Below are 19,194 nucleotides of genomic sequence, written 5' to 3' on the forward strand. Positions count from 1 at the left end.
TCGTCCCAGCGTAGAAGGCCGATGCCCCGACCTCATCCCGCGGCCATCACGCGCTGCGCCTCGCGCTCGGCGCCGACGGGTGCGATTCCGCTCTTCATCCCGGCGAGCTTCGCATCGATGTTCTCGGCGACGGTGATCGGCGGATATCCCGGGTGGTCGGTACGCGCGCACCCGGGCAGCGTCTCGATGACGGCATCGGCGTTGCCGTCGAAGAAGAACGCTGCCGATCGACGACGCAGGATCCGGCCGTCGACGACGGGCGGGTCGACGCGGTGGACAGTCGATCGCCACCGGTCGTTCGTCCACCGCGCCATGGCGTCGCCGAGGTTGACCAGCAGCGCGCCGTCGGCGGGTGCCACGTCGTGCCACCGCCCCTCGTGATCGAGCACCTGGAGCCCGGGCACCTGGTCGGCCCAGAGCACGGTGAGGATGCCGAAGTCGGTGTGCGCACCCATCCCGGTCAGCTCCCCGGCGAGTTCGATCTCGCCTTCGGGGAGGGTGTAGTTGTTGAGCTTCAGCGCGTCGATGGAGTGATCGGTCATCCCGTCGAAGTACCCGGGCGGCAGACCGAGCGCATCGGTGAAGGCGGTGAGCAGAACTCGTGAGAGGCCCCGCGCCGCGTCGAACCAGGATTCGACGGCCGGGCGGAATCCCGGCGCCGCGTCCGGCCACGTGTTCGTCGGGTAGCTGGACGCCGGCAGGTCGAGGCCCGGGAACCAGGAACCCTCCGAGCCGACGGTGAACGCCTCGTAGAAGTCGTTCATCTGATTCGCCGCGGCCACACCCAGACTCATGCTCAGCGACTCACTTTTCGGCGGGCTGTAGCCACGATTCTGCCCCGGGCGGGCGTATTGCTTCTTCACCTCGAGGGGCAGCGCGTAGAACTCGTCGAGCGCCGCGGTCAGGGCATCGATGACGGCCGGTGCGATGCCGTGACCGACGATCTGGACGAAACCGACTGCGCTGCAGGCGTCGTCGAGGGCGCGCGCCACGCCGTCGCGGGCCGCGGCCGAGCTCTCCGGGTCGAGGTAGGGCGAGATGTCGATGGTGGGAACGGTGAACATGAATCCTCCGGATGGGTTCGGGTCGAGGTGGTTGCGAGCGCGGAGATGGCCTCAGCGACGACGGTTCACGGCTGCGTTGAGAATGCTGAAGGCGCCGAAGACGAGGATGCCGAACACCGAGGCCAGGACGATCGCCGCGATGAGGTCGTCGGACTGCAGGCGAGCCCGGTAGATGTCGAGCAGGGTCCCGATACCGGGTTCGCCCTTGGCGAAGAACATGTCACCGATGATGGCGCCCACCACGACCAGCCCCGAGGCCGTCCGGAAGCCGGTCATCATCGACGGGAGCGCCGACGGGAACTCGAGCATCAGCAGGCGTTGCACCGGTGAGGCCTTCGACAGGGTGAACAGCTCCTGTGAGGACTTGTCGACCGAGACGAGCCCGAAATGCGTGTTGGCGATGATGGGGAAGATCGCGATGATCACGCACACGATCGTGCGGGCGACCATCCCGTAGCCGAACCAGAGTCCGATCAGCGGAACGATCGCGAGCACCGGGATCACCTGCAGCACAACGGCCCAGGGGTAGATCGCACGTTCGAGGAAGGACCCCCGGCTCATCAGGACGCCGATGGCGACCCCGATCAGCGCGGCGAAGGCGAAACCCACGAGACAGACCTTCGCGGTGACCCACAGGGCGTCGAGCATGGGGCCGACGCTGTCCGGGTCCAGCAGCGACTCGGTCAGCACGCTGTGTGGCGGCGGGAGCAGGAAACGCCGTTCCGGAGTGAGGATGAGATAGCTGACCGCGTACCAGGCGGCGATTCCCACGGCGAGGGAGAGGACCGGGGGTGCTCCGTACCTCAGCACGGCTGCCGTGACACGGCGGGCGCCACTCTTCCGCGACGACCGTTCGCCGCGTGAGGGTTCGGGCTGCGGCGCGGAGACCGGTCCGTGGTGCTCGCCGGCGGCGGGACGAGATCGGGCGGCGGTGGTCATCGTGCACCTCGGAGGGTCTCGGAGATCTCGGCGACGTGGTCGGTGAAACGGCTGTCGTAGCGCAGATCCGGGTGGCGTGGGTGAGCGAAGTCGATGCCGATGTCGGCGACGATCCGCCCGGGGCGTGCGGACATCACGATCACCCGGTTGGCGAGGAAGACCGCTTCGGACACCGAATGCGTGATGAACATCGCGGTGAACCGGCGTTCGGCGTAGAGCCGTTGCAGCTCGGATTGCATGTCGAGCCGGGTCATCTCGTCGAGAGCGCCGAAAGGCTCGTCGAGGAGCAACAATTCGGGCTCGGAGGTCAACGCGCGGGCCAGCGAGGCACGCATCTTCATGCCACCGGACAGCATGCGCGGCAATTGCGACTCGAACCCGGTGAGACCGACCGCGTCGATGGCGGCCTGCGCCCGGCGTCGTCGTTCACCCCGCGGCAGCCGGGCGATCTCGGCGCAGAGTTCGACATTGCCCCGCACACTGCGCCAGGCGAGGAGGGTCGGTTCCTGGAAGATGAACCCGACCGACTCCGTGGACAGTGCCACGCTTCCCTCCGTGGGCTTCTCGAGACCGGCGGCCATCCGGAGCAGGGTCGACTTACCACAACCCGACGGTCCGACGACGGCCATGAAGTCGCCGGCGCGCACGTCGAGGTCCACCCGGTCCAGCGCCTGGGTCCCGGACTCGAATCGCTTCGTCACCCCGGAGACGGACGCGACCACATCTTTGGTGAGATGACGCGCATCCACATCCCTCACCGTGTCGTAGAGTTCCATCCGGCCTTCCCCTGTGCTGTCTACATGTAACTGTTGCACTCTTACTGCAACTAGATGATTGGTTACATGTATTTCAGGTTGATGACCGCGTGTAAACACTGCGTCACCAGCCGCGGCGGACCGGGCCCCTCACATCGCGCATTTCGACCCATAAGTCCAGTTCAATGCACATCTACGGCCGAATTCGACACGTTCGAGACACCACCGTTCTCGGCTGGCGCAATCCTGAACGTCCACCTAGCTTTCACATGTAGATCGCGAATGTGTCGCGAATGAACGGCATCAGTCCAGGAGATCCCATGACCCCTCACCCACCGTCCCGCCTCCGCACGTCGCGTCTGGCCGTGGCCGCCACGGCGGCGACGATCTGCGCAGCGGTTCTCGCCGGCTGCTCGAGTTCCGGGTCCGACGACACCGCGTCGTCGAGCCTCCCCTCGGCGCCGGCCGAATCCACCCTCGCCGGAACCTGCCCCGACAACGTGGTGGTTCAACTGCAGTGGCAACCGCAGTCGGACATGGCCGGGGTCATCGGACTTCTCGGACCCGGGTACACCGTCGACACCGACAACAAGTCGGTCTCCGGGCCGCTCGTCTTCGACGGCATGGACACCGGCGTCGACATCACGCTGCGCGCCGGCGGCCCGGCCATCGGATTCCAGTCGGTGCCCTCGGCCATGTACTCCGACGACTCCATCCACCTCGGTCTCGTCCACGGCGACCAGATGATCTCCGCCGCCAAGGACCAACGCGTGGTCGGTGTGACGCCCCTGCTGCAGTACAACCCCTCGATCATCATGTGGGACCCCGCAACCCACCCGGACGTGAAGACGATCGCCGACATCGGCCGATCCGACGCCAGCGTGGTGGTGTCGAAGGATCAGATCTTCCCGCAGTGGCTGGTCGCGAAGGGGCTGCTGCAGCAGGATCAGCTCGACACCAGTTACGACGGCGCCCCGGCACGTTTCGTCGGCGACCCGTCGATCACCCAGCAGGGGTTCGCCAACTCCGAGCCCTACACCTACGAGAACGAGACCCCGTCGTGGAACAAGCCGGTCGCCTACGCGATGGTCAAGGACGCCGGGTACGACGTCTACGCGTCGAACGTCTCGGTCCGCGCCGGTGACGTCGATGAGATGTCGCCGTGTCTGGAGAAGCTGGTCCCGATGATCCAGCAGACCGGTAAGGACTACGTGGCCTCGCCCGACGCGGTCAACGCCACCATCGTCGACTGGGTGTCCCAGGACGTCTCCTTCACCCCGTATTCAGCCGGCGAGGCGGCGTACTCGGCGGGCTTGCTGAAGGATCGCGCGGTCATCGCCCCGGGCGCGGACGGTGTCTACGGCAGCTACGACATGGTGAAGGCGCAGAACGTGATCAACGACCTCGTGCCGATCCTGAACGGCGGAGGCGCCGACCTGCCGGCCGCATTGCCCGCCGACCAGCTGTTCACGACCCAGTTCATCGATGAACAGATCCGCTGACCCGACGCCCACGTCTTCCCCGACCACAGAGAGACACACGATGACCGAGACCACCACACCCCCATCGCCGGCCGCCTCGGCCGGCCTGGCCGAGCTCGACCGGGAACGCCGGATGGGCGGGCTGGGAACCGAGACCACCGACCGCGAGATCCGCCGGATCAGTCTGGCCGATCTGGACAACCGCCGCGACGAGATCGCCGACCAACTCTGGTCGGCCGCAACCGACATCGGCTTCTTCCAGGTGATCGACCACGGCATCGACCTGGCCGCGGTGGACCACGCGTTCGAGATGTCCGCCCGGTTCTTCGCGCTCCCCCGTTCGATCAAGGAGCAGTATCCGCTCAAGAAGGGCCAGAACGCGGGCTGGGAGTACCGCACCCAGGTACGCCCGTCGATCGGCACACCGGACCAGAAGGAGTCCTACCAGTTCACCCGGCCCCGCATGGACGGACTGTGGCCGAGTGAGCGCGAGCTCGCCGGATTCCGCTCCACCATCGAGGATTTCGAGCACCGGTGCTGGTCGGTGGCCATGACCCTGCTCAGCTGTTTCGCCCAGCGTCTGGGTCTCGACCGCGACTTCTTCACCCGGGCGCACGACCCGACGGCGGACACCTACCAGAGCACCCTGCGGCTGCTGCACTACTACGCGTTCCCCGACGAACTGATCGACTCCGAGAACAGTTGGCGCGCCGGCGCACACACCGACTTCGACGCACTGACCCTGCTGTTCCAGCGGTCCGGTCAGGGAGGCCTGCAGGTGCTACCGGGAGCCGAGGCCGACGGTCAGGCCTGGACGTCGGTCGAGCCGTCCGACGACGCCATCACCTGCAACATCGGCGACATGCTGATGCGCTGGTCCGACGACCGACTGCCGTCGAACTTCCATCGGGTCCGGGCTCCCCGACGGGGCGAGTACACCGGTCCGCGCTACACGCTCGCGTTTTTCGCCCAGGCGAACTCCGACGTGCTGATCGAGAGCGCGGGCGGCACCTACCCGCCGATCACCGCCGCCGACTACCTCGCCCAGCGCATCGCCGCGAACTTCGCGAAGTGACCGACACATCATTGCCCGGGGCCGCCGTCACCGCGGCGGCCCCGGCCTTTCGCGACGTCACCGTCTACACGGCCGGGCAGTGGAAAGCCCATCACGACGTCCATGTCGTCGACGGGATCGTCACCGCGATCGCACCCACCGCCCGTCCGGGCGGTGGAACCGGTAACGGTTACGTCATCCCCGGGTTCGTCAACACCCACACGCACCTCCAGCAGTCGCTCATGCGGGGAATCGCCGAATGCACACCGTTGCTCGAATGGTTGCTGGCCGTGGGCGAGGAATCGGTGGCGATCACACCCGAGCGGGCCTACCTCGCCGCCGTCTCGGCCTGCCTCGAACTGTTGCGATCGGGCACGACGACCGTGGTCGAACACATGTGGCCGCACCCGTCGCACGAGATCCATGACGCCGTCGTGCGGGCACTGCGCGACACCGGAATCCGGGCGATCCTCGGCCGCGGGGTCGCCGACCGCACCGACCCGAGCCGCAAGTGGGGGTTCGAACCGCGGCTGATGCAACCCCTCGGCGAAGTCCTCGACCACGTCGACCATCTCCGCAACGAGGTTGCCGGGTCAGCGATCTCGATGGCCCTGGCGGTACCCAATCCGCGCTCGGTCACCGACGCCGGGATGCGGACGATCCGCGACTTCGCGCAGGAACGTGGACTGCCGGTCTCCATCCACCTGCTCGAGACCGGCACCGACGAGCAGATGTGCCGGCAGCACACCGGCTTCGGGGCCGTCGACCACCTCGACCGCAACGGCTTCCTGTGGGACCGCGTGCTCGCCGTCCACTGCGTCGAGCTCGACGACGCCGGCCAGCGCACCCTCGCCGCCCGGAAGGTGGCGGTGTCGCACAATCCATTGTCGAACATGCGTCTCGGCAGCGGGGTGGCCCCGATCCCGGCGATGCTGGAGCGCGGCCTGGCGGTCGGGCTGGGCGTGGACGGCGCCGCCAGCAACGACACCCAGGACATGCTGGCGACGCTGCGCATCGCCGCTTACCTGCAACGTGCCGTCCACCGGCGTGCGGACCTGCTCGGGTTCCCCCAGATGCTCGACATCGCCTGCGGCGGCGCCAACTCCGCGCTCGGTCTGTCGCCGGTGACCGGCGGCGTGACGGTCGGGTCGCCCGCGGACCTCACCCTGGTGCGGTTCGATCGCGACTACGCCACCCTCCCCGTCCGGGATCCCGGCGCGTCGCTGCTCACCACCGGATCACGGTCCATCGTCGACACGGTGATGGTGGGTGGCGAGATCGTCGTCGCGGACGGACGCCACACGCGAATCGACGAAGGGGGGTTCACGAAACAGCTGGCCGCACTGTCCGTCTGAGCCTCGATCCGGTTCATCTCCCCACACCCCGCGACAGTGGTCGCGTTTCGTTGCGCGGATCGCAACGAAACGCGACAACTGCGCCGCTTGATGATCAGGCCGGGTTCTCGCCCAGTACGGCCGACCACGCCTCGGGCGAGTCGAGGGTGATGCCTCGCTCGGCCGCACGCGCTTCTGCCGCGCGCACGTCGGCCATCAACGCGAGCGCTCGGTCCCGCGCCTGCGCCTCGACGCTGTCGCCGCCGGCGACGACCGTGACGGTCAGGGTCTCCGCGGGGATGGTGTCGACGGGATAACCGGCCGCGGTGAGCCGTTCGAGGACCTTCTGCACCAGGGCGAGAGCGGGCTGGGTCGTGGCGACGCCGTCGAACACCGAGCCGCGGCGCTTCTCGGCCGCCTTGCGTTCCTCCCATTCCCGGATCTGGGTCTCCAGATCCGAGTGGGCGCCGGACAGCACGCCCGGGGTCCGGCCGGTCACCTTCGACGTGAAACTCCGTGCGACGTCGTCGATGTCGAACGGCGACTCCGGGTCGTCGGCGGCGATGCGCGCGTGGAACAGCACCTGTAGCAGGAGGTCGCCGAGTTCCTCACAGAGCTCCACGGGGTCACCGGCCTCGATGGCGTCGAGCAACTCATAGACCTCTTCGAGCAGGTAACGCCGCAACGAGTGGTGCGTCTGCGTGCTCTCCCACGGGCCGTTCCGACGCAATGTGTCCATCAACGCCACGGACTCGAGAAGCGCCATGCCGGAAACCGTCTGCGCCGCGATGACGTCTTCCCCGCGCGCGATTCGCGCCTGCACCAGCGGATGTTCGGGATCGGTACTGACGAGCACCGATGCCGGATCAACGGGTGCGTCGTCGAAGACGGGTTCGACGTGGTCGAACTCCCACAGCATCGCCGCGGGCACGTCCTCGGTGACCTGCACCGGCCCGGCGAGACATGAGCGTGCCTGAATGGGGATCAGATCCGGCCGTGCCGGGTCCAGCAGCACCACCGTCATTCGTCGTACGCCCTTCCCTGAGGAGCGCCCGGAGCCTGCGGAGGGCGCGCTACCCCCGCTCCCTGAGGAGCGCCCGGAGCTTGCGGAGGGCGCGCTACCCCCGCTCCCTGAGGAGCGCCCGGAGCTTGCGGAGGGCGCGTCACGAAGGGTCCGGCCGGAGTTGGGTGAGGAAAGTCGTCAGGTACTCGATCAGCTCGTCGTCGCGCAGGCGCGCCGACCCCACGCCTCCGGTGCGCGGGATGGGCAGCGTGACCACCGACGTCGTCGCCCGGTAGGTGGCCGACGAGTACAGGCGACGAAGACGTACCTGCTCGCTGTCGAGCAGCGACAGCGGCGAGATCTTCATTCCCTGTCCGGCGAGACCGATCTCGGTGATCCCCCGCTCCCGGCATCGCAAGCGCAGCCGGGCGATGGATGCCAGCCGCGTGGTCTCCACCGGCGGTGGGCCGTAGCGGTCGTTGAGTTCGACGAGGACCGAGTCGACCGCGGCGTCGTCGGTCGCCGACGCGAGCTTGCGGTACGCCTCGAGACGCAGGCGGTCGGAATCGACGTACTCGACCGGGATGTGCGCATCGACGGGAAGGTCGATGCGCACCTCGCCCGTCTCCCGGGATTCGACGGGCTTACCGTCCGCGGCCGCGCGGTAGGCCTCCACCGCCTCGCCGACCAGCCGGACGTAGAGATCGAAGCCGACGCCCGCGACGTGCCCGGACTGCTCGGCGCCCAACACGTTTCCGGCGCCGCGCAACTCGAGATCCTTCAGCGCCACCGCCATTCCCGCGCCGAGCTCGTTGTTCTGCGCGATCGTCGCCAGCCGGTCGTAGGCGGTCTCGGTCAGCGGCCGGTCGGGGCTGTAGAGCAGGTAGGCGTATCCACGCTCGCGGCTGCGACCGACGCGACCGCGCAGCTGATGTAGCTGCGAGAGGCCGAGGTTCTCGGCGCGGTCGACGATCAGGGTGTTGGCGTTCGAGATGTCCAGACCGGTCTCGATGATCGTCGTACAGACCAGCACGTCGTACTCACGATTCCAGAATCCCGACACTGTGCGCTCGAGCTGATCCTCGCCCATCTGACCATGTGCGACAACAACTCTCGCCTCCGGGACCATCGCCGCGATGTCCTTGGCCATCTTGTCGATGGTCGACACCCGGTTGTGCACGTAGAAGACCTGGCCGTCACGCAACAGCTCGCGGCGGATGGCGGCGGCGACCTGCTTGGGCGCGTAGGCACCGACGTAGGTGAGCACCGGGTGCCGTTCCTCGGGCGGGGTCAGGATCGTCGACATCTCGCGGATCCCGGCCATCGACATCTCCAGCGTGCGCGGGATCGGGGTGGCCGACATCGTCAGCACGTCGACATGGGTGCGCAGCGACTTGATGTGTTCCTTGTGTTCCACACCGAACCGCTGCTCCTCGTCGACGATCACGAGTCCGAGGTCTTTCCATACGATCCCGGTCTGCAACAGTCGGTGGGTACCGATGACGACGTCGACCTCGCCCTTCGACATCGCCTCGGCGATCTCGCGTGACTCCTTGGCATCGGTGAAACGCGACAGGCCGCGCACGCGCACCGGGAAGCCGCTCATCCGTTCGGTGAAGGTCTGCAGATGTTGTTGCGCGAGAATCGTCGTCGGGACCAGGACCGCGACCTGCTTGCCGTCCTGGACGGCCTTGAAGGCGGCACGGACGGCGATCTCGGTCTTGCCGTAACCGACGTCGCCGACGACGACGCGGTCCATCGGCACCGCACGTTCCATGTCGGCCTTGACCTCGGCGATGACCGTGAGCTGATCCACGGTCTCGGTGAAGTCGAAGGCGTCTTCCATCTCCTGCTGCCACGGGGTGTCGGGACCGAACGCATGTCCGGGCGCTGCGTGGCGGGCGGCATAGAGTTGTACGAGCTCGCCGGCGATCTCGCGAACAGCCTTGCGCGCCTTGCGTTTCGTGTTCTGCCAGTCCGACCCGCCGAGTTTCGACAGCGACGGTTGTTCGCCGCCGACGTACCGCGAGAGCTGGTCGAGTGCATCCATCGGGACATACAACCGATCGGCCGGCTGGCCGCGTTTGCTCGAGGCGTACTCCAGGACGAGGTACTCGCGCCGGGCACCCGAGACGGTCCGCTCGATCATCTCGACGAACCGGCCGATGCCGTGCTGGTCGTGCACCACCAGGTCGCCGGCGGCCAGGGCGAGCGGGTCGACCTGGTTGCGCCGCTTCGCCGGCAGCCGGCGGCCGTCCCGGACGTTCGCGACCCGTGTACCGGTGAGGTCGGCCTCGGCGACCACCACGAGACCCGCGTCGGGACAGACGATCCCGGCACGCAGCGGCGCGCAGAAGACGGTCACCTCGCCGGGCTGCGGCCGATGCCCGGGTTCGGCGAGCACGTAGGGCACCTCGGCGTCGGACAGTCGTTCGCCGACACGCTGTGCGGTGCCCTTGCCCGCCACCACGATCGCCGCCGTCTTGCCGTCGGAGACGTGGGCGCGCAACTGCGCGAACGTCGCCGCGATCTCGCGGTCGTCGCCCCGTGGCGCCGGGCCGGGAGCCAGGTCCAGTTCGAGTTCGTCACCGCTGCCGGTCGCGAGTGGACTCAGGGTCCACCAGGGCCGGCCCGCGGCGAGCGTCGCCTTCCGCACCTCGTCGAGAGACCGGTACGCGCTGGCCTGCAGATCGATGCCGAGGCTCTCCGACGACCGGCCGTCGATCGGCGCCGAGGCGCCCATGGCCGCCGCCGTCCACGATGCCTCAAGGAATTCCGCACCCGTCTTCGACAGATCCGAGGCCCGGGTCCGCACCTTCTCCGGGTCGAGGATGAGGACCCGGGTGCCGTCGGGGATCACCTCGGTCAGCAACTGCATGTCGCCGTCGACGAGCGCGGGGATCAGCGCCTCCATCCCCTCCACCGGGATGCCCTCGGCGAGTTTGCCCAACATCTCGGTCATGGTCGTGTCGCCCGGATCGGCGGCCGCGAGATCGGCGGCCCGCGCACGGACCTTCTCGGTCAGGAGCAGTTCACGGCACGGGTGAATCCGCACCTCGCTGGTCTCGACCTCGGGCTGGCTGCGCTGGTCGGCCACCGAGAACGCACGCATCTCGGTGATCTCGTCGCCCCAGAACTCCACGCGCACCGGATGATCGGCGGTCGTCGGAAAGACGTCGAGGATGCCGCCGCGTACCGCGAACTCGCCGCGTCGGCCGACCATGTCGACGCGCTCGTAGGCCATCTCGACCAACTGGGACAGCAGTGCGTCGAAGTCGACCTCGATGCCCTCACGCAGGGTCACCGTGGCGACGTCGGCGAGGCCCGGTGCCATCGGCTGGACGAGCGAGCGAACAGTGGTCACGACGACCCGCAGCGGGGTGTCGCCGGGGTTCGCCAGGCGGTGCAGCACGGCCAGTCGCTGTCCGACGGTGTCCGCACTCGGGGAGAGCCGCTCGTGCGGCAGCGTCTCCCAGGACGGGAACTGTGCGACGGCCCCGGCGTCGTCGAGGAGTTCGCCCAGCTCGGCCGTCAGATCGTCGGCCTCGCGGCCGTTGGCCGACACGACCAACAGCGGCGCCTGCGCATCGGTGACCAGGCACGAGACGAGGAAGGGGCGCGCGGCATCCGGCGCGGTGATGTCCAGTCGGCGCTCGTCGCGGTGCTTGTGCACCTCGCGGAAGGACTTGTCCGCACACGCGAGTGTGGCCAGACCGGACAGGGCAGACAGCGTCGACACTCCGTCGATTGTATGGGTCGCCGATCGACCCGCCCTGCCCGGTCGGCGGACTCGTCCCGACGGAGTTCTCGCCGTCGGCGCCCCTGCCCTACTCTCATCGGCATGAGCGACCGCACCTCCGGCGCGACCTCGCCCCCGATCCGCGTGTCAGACGCGACGATCGACGATTGCGAGGCCGTCGCGGACATCTACGCGCACTACGTGCAGCACACCGTCGCGACCTTCGACTACCTGGTTCCGTCGGTCTCGCAGTGGCATGCCAAGCACGCCGCGATCACCGCTGCGGGCCGGCCGTTCGTGGTGGCCCGCGCGGTCGACGACGGGGTCGAGCACGTCGTCGGATACGCCTACCTGGGGACGTTCCGGACGATGCCCGCGTACGACCTGTCGACCGAGGACTCGATCTACGTGCGGCCCGGTCACGGGGGGCGCGGGATCGGCACCGCGTTGATGTCCGCGCTGCTCGCCCGCGCCGACCCGGACAACGTCCGCCAGATCGTCGCGGTCATCGCCGCGACCGGAGGTGAGGGCTCGATCGCACTGCACCGGCGGTTCGGATTCGACGAGGTGGGTCGCCTGCGCGCCATCGGTCACAAGGCCGAGCAGTGGATCGACTGCGTCTACATGCAGAAGGACCTCTGGAACGGCGACGATGCTCCCGTCGCGGGCGCCTGACCGGCCGGGCCACCGGGTCGGGGTGAGCCGTCGCTCAGCGTTCCAGACCCGCGGCCTCGGCGGCCGCGTCGGCCAGTCCGACGCCGGTGCCCTCGTAGATGTGGAACGCCACGTCGGCCCCTCGCTGGAGTAACTCGTCGCGTTCGTCGTCGTACTGCGCGACGACGGCGATGGTCCCGGTGACGCCGAGCTCCTCGATCCGTTCGAGCGCGACGAGATTCGAGCCGTGGAAGGGCATGGCCAGGACGAGCAGTTCGAGCTCGCCGACGCCGACGGCCCGGTCCCAGAAGTCGGTCTCGGTGGCGTCGGCGTCGAGTACCCGGACACCCTGCTCGGCCAGTTCGCTCGCCTTGAGCGGGTCGTTCTCCACGCCGATCACGGGTAGGCCGTATTCGTCGACCAGCCGGTCGTAGACCGAGTGGCCGACGCGACCCATCCCGAGGACGAGTACGCGCGCCGGTGCCAGGACGATCGGCGCGTCGTCGGGGTGCGCCCGGGCGGCGGCCGTGGTCGGGACGAACGCCGAGAGCCGGGTCACCAGGCCCGTGCCGCGACGGTTGACGAGGGTGGAGAACACGAAGCTTCCCGCCACCGCGACCGATGTCACCACCAGCCAGTCCTCGCCGATGATGCCGGCCCCCACACCGGTCGCGATCACGATGAGCCCGAATTCCGAGAAGTTGGCCAAGGCGAGTCCGGTGAGGATCGACGTCCGGCGACGCAGGCCGAACAGCGAGAGGACCAGCGTGTACACCGCTCCCTCGAGCGGCAGCAGGATGAGCAGGAGCAAGCCGAGCAGCACGGTCTCGGTCGTCGGCGTGACGTGCAGACCGATCGACACGAAGAAACCGACCAACAGCAGCTCACGCAGACCGAACAACGTCCGCGACAGCTCCCCCGCGCGCGGGTGCGAAGCGAGGAGGACGCCGATGATCATCGCTCCGAAATCGCCCTTGACACCGACGGATTCGAAGAGCCAGTAGCCGGGCACGAGCGCCATGACGATCCCGAACAACGTCTGCAACTCGCCGTGGCCGAGGGTGTTCCACAACCGCCGGACGATCCACGCGCCGGGGATCAGCAACACCAGGGCCAGCGCCCAGGGGCTCGGCGGCTCGCCCTGCATGGCGGTCAGATAGACGACGGCGACGATGTCCTGCAGCACGAGGACGCCGATGGCGATCCGGCCGTAGAGGGAATGCGACTCCGACCGCTCGTCGAGTACCTGGACGACGAACACCGTGCTCGAGAAGGACAGCGCAAATCCCAACAGCGCCACCGTCTCCCAGCCCTCACCGGCGAGCAGCCGCACCCCGATGGCACCCAGGACGCCGAGGAAACCCATTGTGAGACCGAGGATGACGAGCAGGTTCGCCGCCGTGGTGATGACGACCTCGCGCCGGAGCAGCATCCGCACGTCGAGCTTGAGCCCGATCGTGAACAGCAGGATCGTGACGCCCAGTTCGGCCATCGTGTCGATGATCGGCAGTTCGTCGATTCCCGGTGCGTGCAGGATGAACCCGGCGGCGAGGTAGCCGACGAGGGTGGGCAGGCGGGCCACACGCGCGAGCAATCCGCATCCGAAGATGACGACCAGGTAGATCCCAACGGTCTCCACGCGCGGCGCCTCAGCGGGATGCCACGGCTGGCCGACCGGCGCCGTACGGGGTCGACATCGGTTGATCCTTCCGACCGGGGGACGCAGAGTGAATCAACAATAGACGCGGTCGGGGCACACTGCCGTGCACCTCGGGTCGGGTGTGGGCCGGGGCGCGAGCGGCCCCCGGTCAGGCGTCGTCGACGGTCGTCCGCTTGAGCGATTCGACGTAGTCGGGCCCGACGAGTTCGGGATCGGGTTCGAGTCGTGTGAGCCCGTTCCAGCACAGGTTGACCAGGTGCGCCGCCACGACCTCCTTCGACGGTTCGCGGACGTCGAGCCACCACTGCGCGGTCACCGACACCATCCCGACGAGCGCCTGGGCGTAGAGCGGTGCGAGGGCGGGATCGAAGCCGCGTCGTTCGAAGTCCCCGGCCAGGATGTGCTCGACCTGACTGATCGCGTCGTTCAGGAGACTCGAGTAGGTCGCCGTCTCGTCCGTGCTCGCGGTGCTGTCGCCGCGGACCAGGATGCGGAAGCCGTCGGTGCGCTCCTCCATGTACGTCAGCAGCGCGAGTGCGACCTGCTGGATGCGATAGAGCGAGCGGTTCTTCGACAGCGACGAGGTCACCATCTCCAGCAGGGTCTCCATCTCACGGTCGACGACCACCGCGTACAGACCTTCTTTGCCGCCGAAGTGCTCGTAGACGATCGGTTTCGAGACACCGGCACGCTGCGCGATCTCTTCGATCGACGTGCCCTCGAAACCTCGTTCGGCGAACAGTCCGCGCGCCACCTCGATGAGCTGCAATCGCCGTTGCGCGCCGGTCATCCGCGCCCGCGGCGCGCGCTGCACCTCCGCCGAACCCTCCGATGGACGCCCGATAGCCATGGGCCCAGCGTAGTGGTGCATCTCGGGAGATTCCGAGCGGTCGCGCGAGGTCGGGTTCAGTACAGGCTGGACCAGTACGACCAGAATCGCACCGCGATCAGCACGATCACGAGGCCGACCGCCGCGACGAGGATGGGCGCGTGGTTGCGGGCCAGGGCGAGCGCGACACGGGACCGCGAGGTGAGCCCGCTCGCGTGCGCGTTGCGCACGCTGACCAGGACGAAGATCGGCAGTGTGACCGCCCAGACGACCATGCAGTAGGGACACAGCGCCCCGATCGAATAGAGGCTCGAATAGACCAGCCACCCGATGAAGACCATCGCCGCGGTGACCCCGACCTGTAGCCCCGCCCAGTACCAGCCGGCGAGGCGCGCCCCGGCCAGCAAGGCCATCCCGGTGGTGATCGCGACCGCGAAACCGGCGATCCCGAGCAGCGGGTTGGGGAAACCGAAGAGCGCCGCCTGCGGCTGCGCCATCACCGAACCGCAGCTCAGCACCGGATTGAAGTTGCAGGACGGCACGTACTCGGGGTCGGCGGCCAGTTCGAATCGTTCCACGGTCAGCACGAACGCCGCGACGAAGCCGATGGCCCCGCCGACACTCAGCACCCAGGCGACGATGCGCGTCCAGGAACGCACGGCCTCGGCCAGGTGGGCCCGATCGTCGTCGGGTCCGACCTCCGAGCTGGTCAGCGCAGTCTCACTCACCCATCCAGGATGGCACCGCGTCGAGCGGAGATCGACCCACGCCGCGTGAAAGTCACACTGGATCGGTCCAAATGTCGGCAGTCTCGTTCAACTCTGCGTAATGTCGACGCAGACACCGGGGGTGGGACACCGGGGATGGGACACCGACAGTGCAATTGTGGGATTACCTCAGCGAGAACGCCCGATCACTCACTTTTCTGACATATCAACACGCGTCTCTGTCATTTCAGACAGTGCTCGTGGGTACGGCCGTGGCGATCCTCATCGCCGCCGTGGTCTATCGCCTCCCGCTCGCCAGCGCGCTGACGCTGACGTCGAGCCGTGTGGCGCTGACCATTCCGTCGCTTGCCCTCCTGGCCCTGTTGATCGTGCCGTTCGGACTCGGTGTGACGCCGTCGTTTCTGATGCTGGCCTTCTTCGCCACGCTGCCGGTGATCGGCAACGCGGTCGTCGGTCTACGGTCCGTGCCGCCGGCCGTGGTCGAATCCGCCCGCGGCATCGGGCTTTCGAGATGGCGCATCCTGCTCACCGTCGAGCTGCCGATCGCCTGGCCGGTGATCCTGACCGGCATCCGCGTGTCGACCCAGATGATCGTCGGTGTCGCCGCGATCGTCGCCTACGTCCTCGGCCCCGGCCTGGGATCGCTGATCTTCAACGGGCTTTCCCGCCTCGGTGGTGCCAATGCACTCGAAATGGCGCTCGCCGGAACGATCCTGATCGTCATCATCGCCCTCGTCTTCGACGCTCTCCTGGTTCTGCTCGGCCGACTCACCATCTCCAAGGGACTCTCATGACCGACTCCGCCACCTCGTCCGCGCCGAACGGCAACAACCGCAACGTCACCGGCGAGTCCATCCGGCTCGACGGCGTGGCCAAACGTTACCGGGGAGCCACCACGCCGGCCGTCGCCCGTCTCGACCTGGAGATCGACGCCGGTGACATCGTCGCCTTCGTCGGCCCGTCCGGATGTGGCAAGACGACGACGCTGAAGATGATCAACCGCCTCATCGAACCCACCGAGGGGCGCATCTACATCGGTGGACGCGATGTCACCGCGGAGAACCCGGACAAGCTGCGGCAGTCCATCGGCTACGTCATCCAGTCCGGCGGACTCTTCCCGCACTGGTCGGTGAGCAAGAACATCGGCGCCATTCCGCGAATCCTGAACTGGGACAAGAAACGTATCGCCGAGCGCACCGAGTACCTGCTCGACCTCGTCGGACTCGACGCCGCGACCTTCGCCGAACGGCTCCCCAAGGACATGTCCGGCGGCCAGCAGCAGCGGGTCGGCGTCGCACGCGCCCTCGCCGCCGATCCCCCGGTGCTGCTGATGGACGAGCCGTTCGGCGCCGTCGATCCGATCACCCGAACACGCCTGCAGGACAAGCTGATCGCGATCCAGCACGAGCTGGCCAAGACCATCGTCATCGTCACCCACGACTTCGAGGAGGCGACGAAACTCGGCGACAAGGTGTTGATCCTCTCCGAGGGCGGGCACATCGAACAGTTCGCGCCGCCGGAGGAGATCCTGGCCAATCCGGCGAGCCCGTTCGTCGAGGAGTTCGTGGGATCGGGCGCGACTCTCGCCCACCTGACCCTCACCCGCGTCCGCGATGTCGACTTCAAAGAGGTGCTCACCGCCCGGGTCGGAGAACCGTCCGGTGCCGTGGTGACCCGCGCCAAGGCGGCCGGCGAGGACTGGGTCGCCGTCGTCGACCAACACGGCCGCCCACGCGCATGGCCGTCGGTCGAGGAGATCCGCGCCAAGCCGGAGGTCTCCGACTACCTCGACCATCGCCTCCCGGTCGTCGCCAAGTCCTCGACGCTGAACGACGCTCTCGACTCGATGCTCGCGACGAGCCAGGGTGGTGTTCTCGTCACCGACGGACGCGGCGCGGTCGTCGGTGCGCTGAACATCGCCTCGGTGATGGAAGCGATCCGCGGCCAACTCGCGACGGTGCGGGAGGACGACGACCACGGCGGCTATCTCGACCACGCCGAGGGTTCGGCTCCCGTCGAGACCCCGGTCGTCGCGGCCGACGACGAGCCCGGCCTGGAACCTGCCGCAGGCGCCGGTTCCGCGACAGCGCCGGTGGGCACGCCCGAGACGAGCGCCGAGCGGTGACGGGTTTCATCGCCGAAGAGGCGAGGATCACCGAGACCGCGAAACCGCCTGCCCCGGAGTCGGTCCCGAGCGGCTTTCGACGACGGCTCTCCCGTATCCCCATCGACGTGTGGTTCGAACCGCTCGTGATCGTGGTCGTCGGCGTGGGTTTCGCCATCTGGTACGCGAACACCACGTTCACCACCACCGAGAGCGCGTCGATGTCATGGGCCGCGCTGCGCGCCACCATCCTCGATCACATCCAACTGACTCTCGTCGCCACCGTCATCGTCGTCGTGATCGCGATCCCACTGGGTATCGCGCTCACCCGACCGTCGCTCCGGTGGCTGAACCCGATCGCGGTCAACATCGCCAACATCGGGCAGGCGGCGCCGGCGATCGGTCTGCTGGTGCTGTTCACCTTCTGGCTCGGCACCGGTTTCAACACCGCCGTCGTCGGCCTGGTCGTCTACGCCGTGCTCCCGATCCTGCAGAACACCATCGTCGGATTGCGTCAGGTCGATCAACGGACCGTCGAGGCATCCCGGGGCATCGGCCTGTCCGCCGTCCGCACCCTCGTCCAAGTCGAACTCCCGCTCGCCGTACCCGTCATCCTCAACGGGGTGCGGACCGCACTGGTGATCCTGGTCGGCACCGCCACCCTCAGCACGTTCATCGGCGCGAACAGCCTGGGCACGCTCATCACCACCGGCATCACGCTGTTCCTGCCCAAGCTGCTGGTCTCGGGCGCGATCCTGGTCGCCCTGCTCGCCATGACGATCGACTGGCTCGGCCGCCTCGTCGAACTCGTCGCGACACCACGGGGGATCGCATGATGACACGGTCGCACTCGGCCCGCTCGCTGCGCTCCCGGGCACTCGCAATCCTGGCCGCGTCGGCGGCCCTCGTGATGACGCTGTCGGCGTGTGGTCTGGTGAGTTCGTCCGGAACCTTCCGTCCCGCTTCCCTTCCCGGCGGCGAACGTCCGCTGGAGGGTACGTCGGTCGCCGTGACGTCGAAGAACTTCACCGAACAGGTCCTGCTCGGCAAGATCACCGCGACCTATCTGGCAGCGGCCGGGGCCGACGTCGACGACCTCACCAACGCACCGGGTTCGATGTCCTCGCGGCAAGCGGTTCTCAACGGTGACGCCGACATCGTGTGGGAGTACACGGGCACCGCCTGGCAGACCTATCTCGGCGAGACGGAGACCATCGCGGATCCGCAGCAGCTGTACGAGCGCGTCCGCGACGCCGAACGCGCCAACGGTGTCGAGTGGCTGCCGCCTTCGTCGTTCAACAACACCTACGCCTTCGCCGCCTCGGCACCGACGGCCGAGCGGTTGAACGTCACCAAGATGTCCGACATCGCGAAGCTGCCCGAATCCGAGCGGACGTTCTGCATCAACGACGAGTTCCTCTCGCGCGCGGACGGTTTCATCCCCATGCTGGAGGCATACGACATCCCGCTCGACGCCCCCGGCGGCGTGCCCAAGAGCAACGTGACGACCATGGACTCCGGCGTCGTCTACACCTCGACCGCACGGAGCGAACCCTGCAACTTCGGCATGGTCTATTCCACCGACGGTCGCATCAAGAACCTCGACCTCGTCGTCCTGGAAGACGACAAGAAGTTCTTCCTGCCCTACAGCGGCTGCCTCGTGGTGAGCACCGGCGTCAACGACGCGAACCCGGAGATCGCCGAACTCATGGCTCCGGTGTCGGCGAAACTCACCGACGAGCTCATGCAGGAACTCAACGGACTCATCGACATCGATGGTGCCGACCCCTCCGACGTCGCCTACGACTGGCTCGTGAAAGAAGGCTTCATCGTCCCGGTCGACTGACCGT

The 19,194-nt window shown here is 67.7% G+C and carries 16 protein-coding genes; 8 read left to right on the forward strand and 8 right to left on the reverse strand.

The features are described from left to right. Positions 1–32 precede the first annotated feature (32 nt). From AS181_RS06795 to AS181_RS06805, 3 genes are read right to left on the reverse strand one after another with little or no spacing between them, the layout of a single operon-like run. The gene (locus AS181_RS06795) at positions 33–1,064 is read right to left on the reverse strand and encodes an isopenicillin N synthase family dioxygenase (protein ID WP_058250813.1); all 1,032 of its coding nucleotides are present in this window, start codon (positions 1,062–1,064) and stop codon (positions 33–35) included. A 51-nt stretch (positions 1,065–1,115) separates the two neighbouring features. After that, complete coding sequence (locus AS181_RS06800) at positions 1,116–2,003, reverse strand: ABC transporter permease (RefSeq protein WP_078112125.1); 888 nt, start codon at positions 2,001–2,003, stop codon at positions 1,116–1,118. Further along, complete coding sequence (locus tag AS181_RS06805; RefSeq protein WP_058250814.1) at positions 2,000–2,779, reverse strand: ABC transporter ATP-binding protein; 780 nt, start codon at positions 2,777–2,779, stop codon at positions 2,000–2,002. The genes AS181_RS06800 and AS181_RS06805 overlap by 4 nt, the downstream gene beginning before the upstream one ends. 299 nt (positions 2,780–3,078) lie before the next feature. On the opposite strand from AS181_RS06805, the gene AS181_RS06810 reads away from it, so the two are divergent. Genes AS181_RS06810 through AS181_RS06820 form a run of 3 tightly spaced genes read left to right on the forward strand, consistent with a single transcriptional unit; the run spans position 3,079 to position 6,648 of the window. Further along, positions 3,079–4,260 carry a hypothetical protein gene (locus AS181_RS06810; protein WP_058250815.1) on the forward strand — a complete coding sequence of 394 codons (1,182 nt, stop codon included), beginning with the start codon at positions 3,079–3,081 and terminating at the stop codon, positions 4,258–4,260. A 40-nt stretch (positions 4,261–4,300) separates the two neighbouring features. Further along, complete coding sequence (locus AS181_RS06815) at positions 4,301–5,314, forward strand: isopenicillin N synthase family dioxygenase (protein WP_058250816.1); 1,014 nt, start codon at positions 4,301–4,303, stop codon at positions 5,312–5,314. After that, on the forward strand, positions 5,311–6,648 hold the full coding sequence (locus tag AS181_RS06820; protein ID WP_058250817.1) for an amidohydrolase family protein: 1,338 nt from the start codon (positions 5,311–5,313) through the stop codon (positions 6,646–6,648). Before AS181_RS06815 ends, AS181_RS06820 begins: the two co-directional genes overlap by 4 nt. A gap of 94 nt (positions 6,649–6,742) precedes the next feature. On the opposite strand, the gene AS181_RS06825 is transcribed toward AS181_RS06820, so the two are convergent. Together AS181_RS06825 and mfd are read right to left on the reverse strand one after the other, a co-directional pair. Next, complete coding sequence (locus AS181_RS06825; RefSeq protein ID WP_058250818.1) at positions 6,743–7,651, reverse strand: MazG family protein; 909 nt, start codon at positions 7,649–7,651, stop codon at positions 6,743–6,745. A 139-nt stretch (positions 7,652–7,790) separates the two neighbouring features. Continuing rightward, positions 7,791–11,369: a transcription-repair coupling factor gene (gene mfd / locus AS181_RS06830; RefSeq protein WP_058250819.1), complete on the reverse strand. Its 3,579-nt coding sequence runs from the start codon at positions 11,367–11,369 to the stop codon at positions 7,791–7,793. A 102-nt stretch (positions 11,370–11,471) separates the two neighbouring features. Between mfd and AS181_RS06835 the strand changes: the two genes are divergently transcribed. Then, a complete protein-coding gene (locus AS181_RS06835; RefSeq protein ID WP_058250820.1) occupies positions 11,472–12,044 on the forward strand; it encodes a GNAT family N-acetyltransferase in 573 nt (190 codons plus the stop codon). A 34-nt stretch (positions 12,045–12,078) separates the two neighbouring features. Here AS181_RS06835 and AS181_RS06840 read toward each other — a convergent pair whose 3' ends face one another. From AS181_RS06840 to AS181_RS06850, 3 genes are all read right to left on the reverse strand, one after another. Further along, the gene (locus AS181_RS06840) at positions 12,079–13,662 is read right to left on the reverse strand and encodes a cation:proton antiporter family protein (protein WP_058250821.1); all 1,584 of its coding nucleotides are present in this window, start codon (positions 13,660–13,662) and stop codon (positions 12,079–12,081) included. Between the two features lie 169 nt (positions 13,663–13,831). Next, positions 13,832–14,533, reverse strand: a complete 702-nt coding sequence (locus AS181_RS06845) for a TetR/AcrR family transcriptional regulator (protein ID WP_058250822.1) — start codon at positions 14,531–14,533, stop codon at positions 13,832–13,834. A gap of 56 nt (positions 14,534–14,589) precedes the next feature. Continuing rightward, entirely contained in the window at positions 14,590–15,240 is a 651-nt protein-coding gene (locus AS181_RS06850) for a vitamin K epoxide reductase family protein (RefSeq protein ID WP_058250823.1), read from the reverse strand. 149 nt (positions 15,241–15,389) lie between these two features. On the opposite strand from AS181_RS06850, the gene AS181_RS06855 reads away from it, so the two are divergent. From AS181_RS06855 to AS181_RS06870, 4 genes are read left to right on the forward strand one after another with little or no spacing between them, the layout of a single operon-like run. Then, positions 15,390–16,034: an ABC transporter permease gene (locus AS181_RS06855; RefSeq protein ID WP_058250824.1), complete on the forward strand. Its 645-nt coding sequence runs from the start codon at positions 15,390–15,392 to the stop codon at positions 16,032–16,034. Further along, a complete protein-coding gene (locus AS181_RS06860; RefSeq protein WP_058250825.1) occupies positions 16,031–17,365 on the forward strand; it encodes an ATP-binding cassette domain-containing protein in 1,335 nt (444 codons plus the stop codon). Before AS181_RS06855 ends, AS181_RS06860 begins: the two co-directional genes overlap by 4 nt. Then, a complete protein-coding gene (locus AS181_RS06865) occupies positions 17,362–18,180 on the forward strand; it encodes an ABC transporter permease (RefSeq protein ID WP_058250826.1) in 819 nt (272 codons plus the stop codon). The genes AS181_RS06860 and AS181_RS06865 overlap by 4 nt, the downstream gene beginning before the upstream one ends. Continuing rightward, positions 18,177–19,190 carry a glycine betaine ABC transporter substrate-binding protein gene (locus tag AS181_RS06870; protein WP_058250827.1) on the forward strand — a complete coding sequence of 338 codons (1,014 nt, stop codon included), beginning with the start codon at positions 18,177–18,179 and terminating at the stop codon, positions 19,188–19,190. The genes AS181_RS06865 and AS181_RS06870 overlap by 4 nt, the downstream gene beginning before the upstream one ends. Positions 19,191–19,194: the final 4 nt, after the last annotated feature.

Origin of the sequence: Gordonia sp. SGD-V-85, assembly GCF_001456905.1 — a bacterium.
Taxonomy (GTDB): Bacteria; Actinomycetota; Actinomycetes; order Mycobacteriales; family Mycobacteriaceae; genus Gordonia; species Gordonia hongkongensis.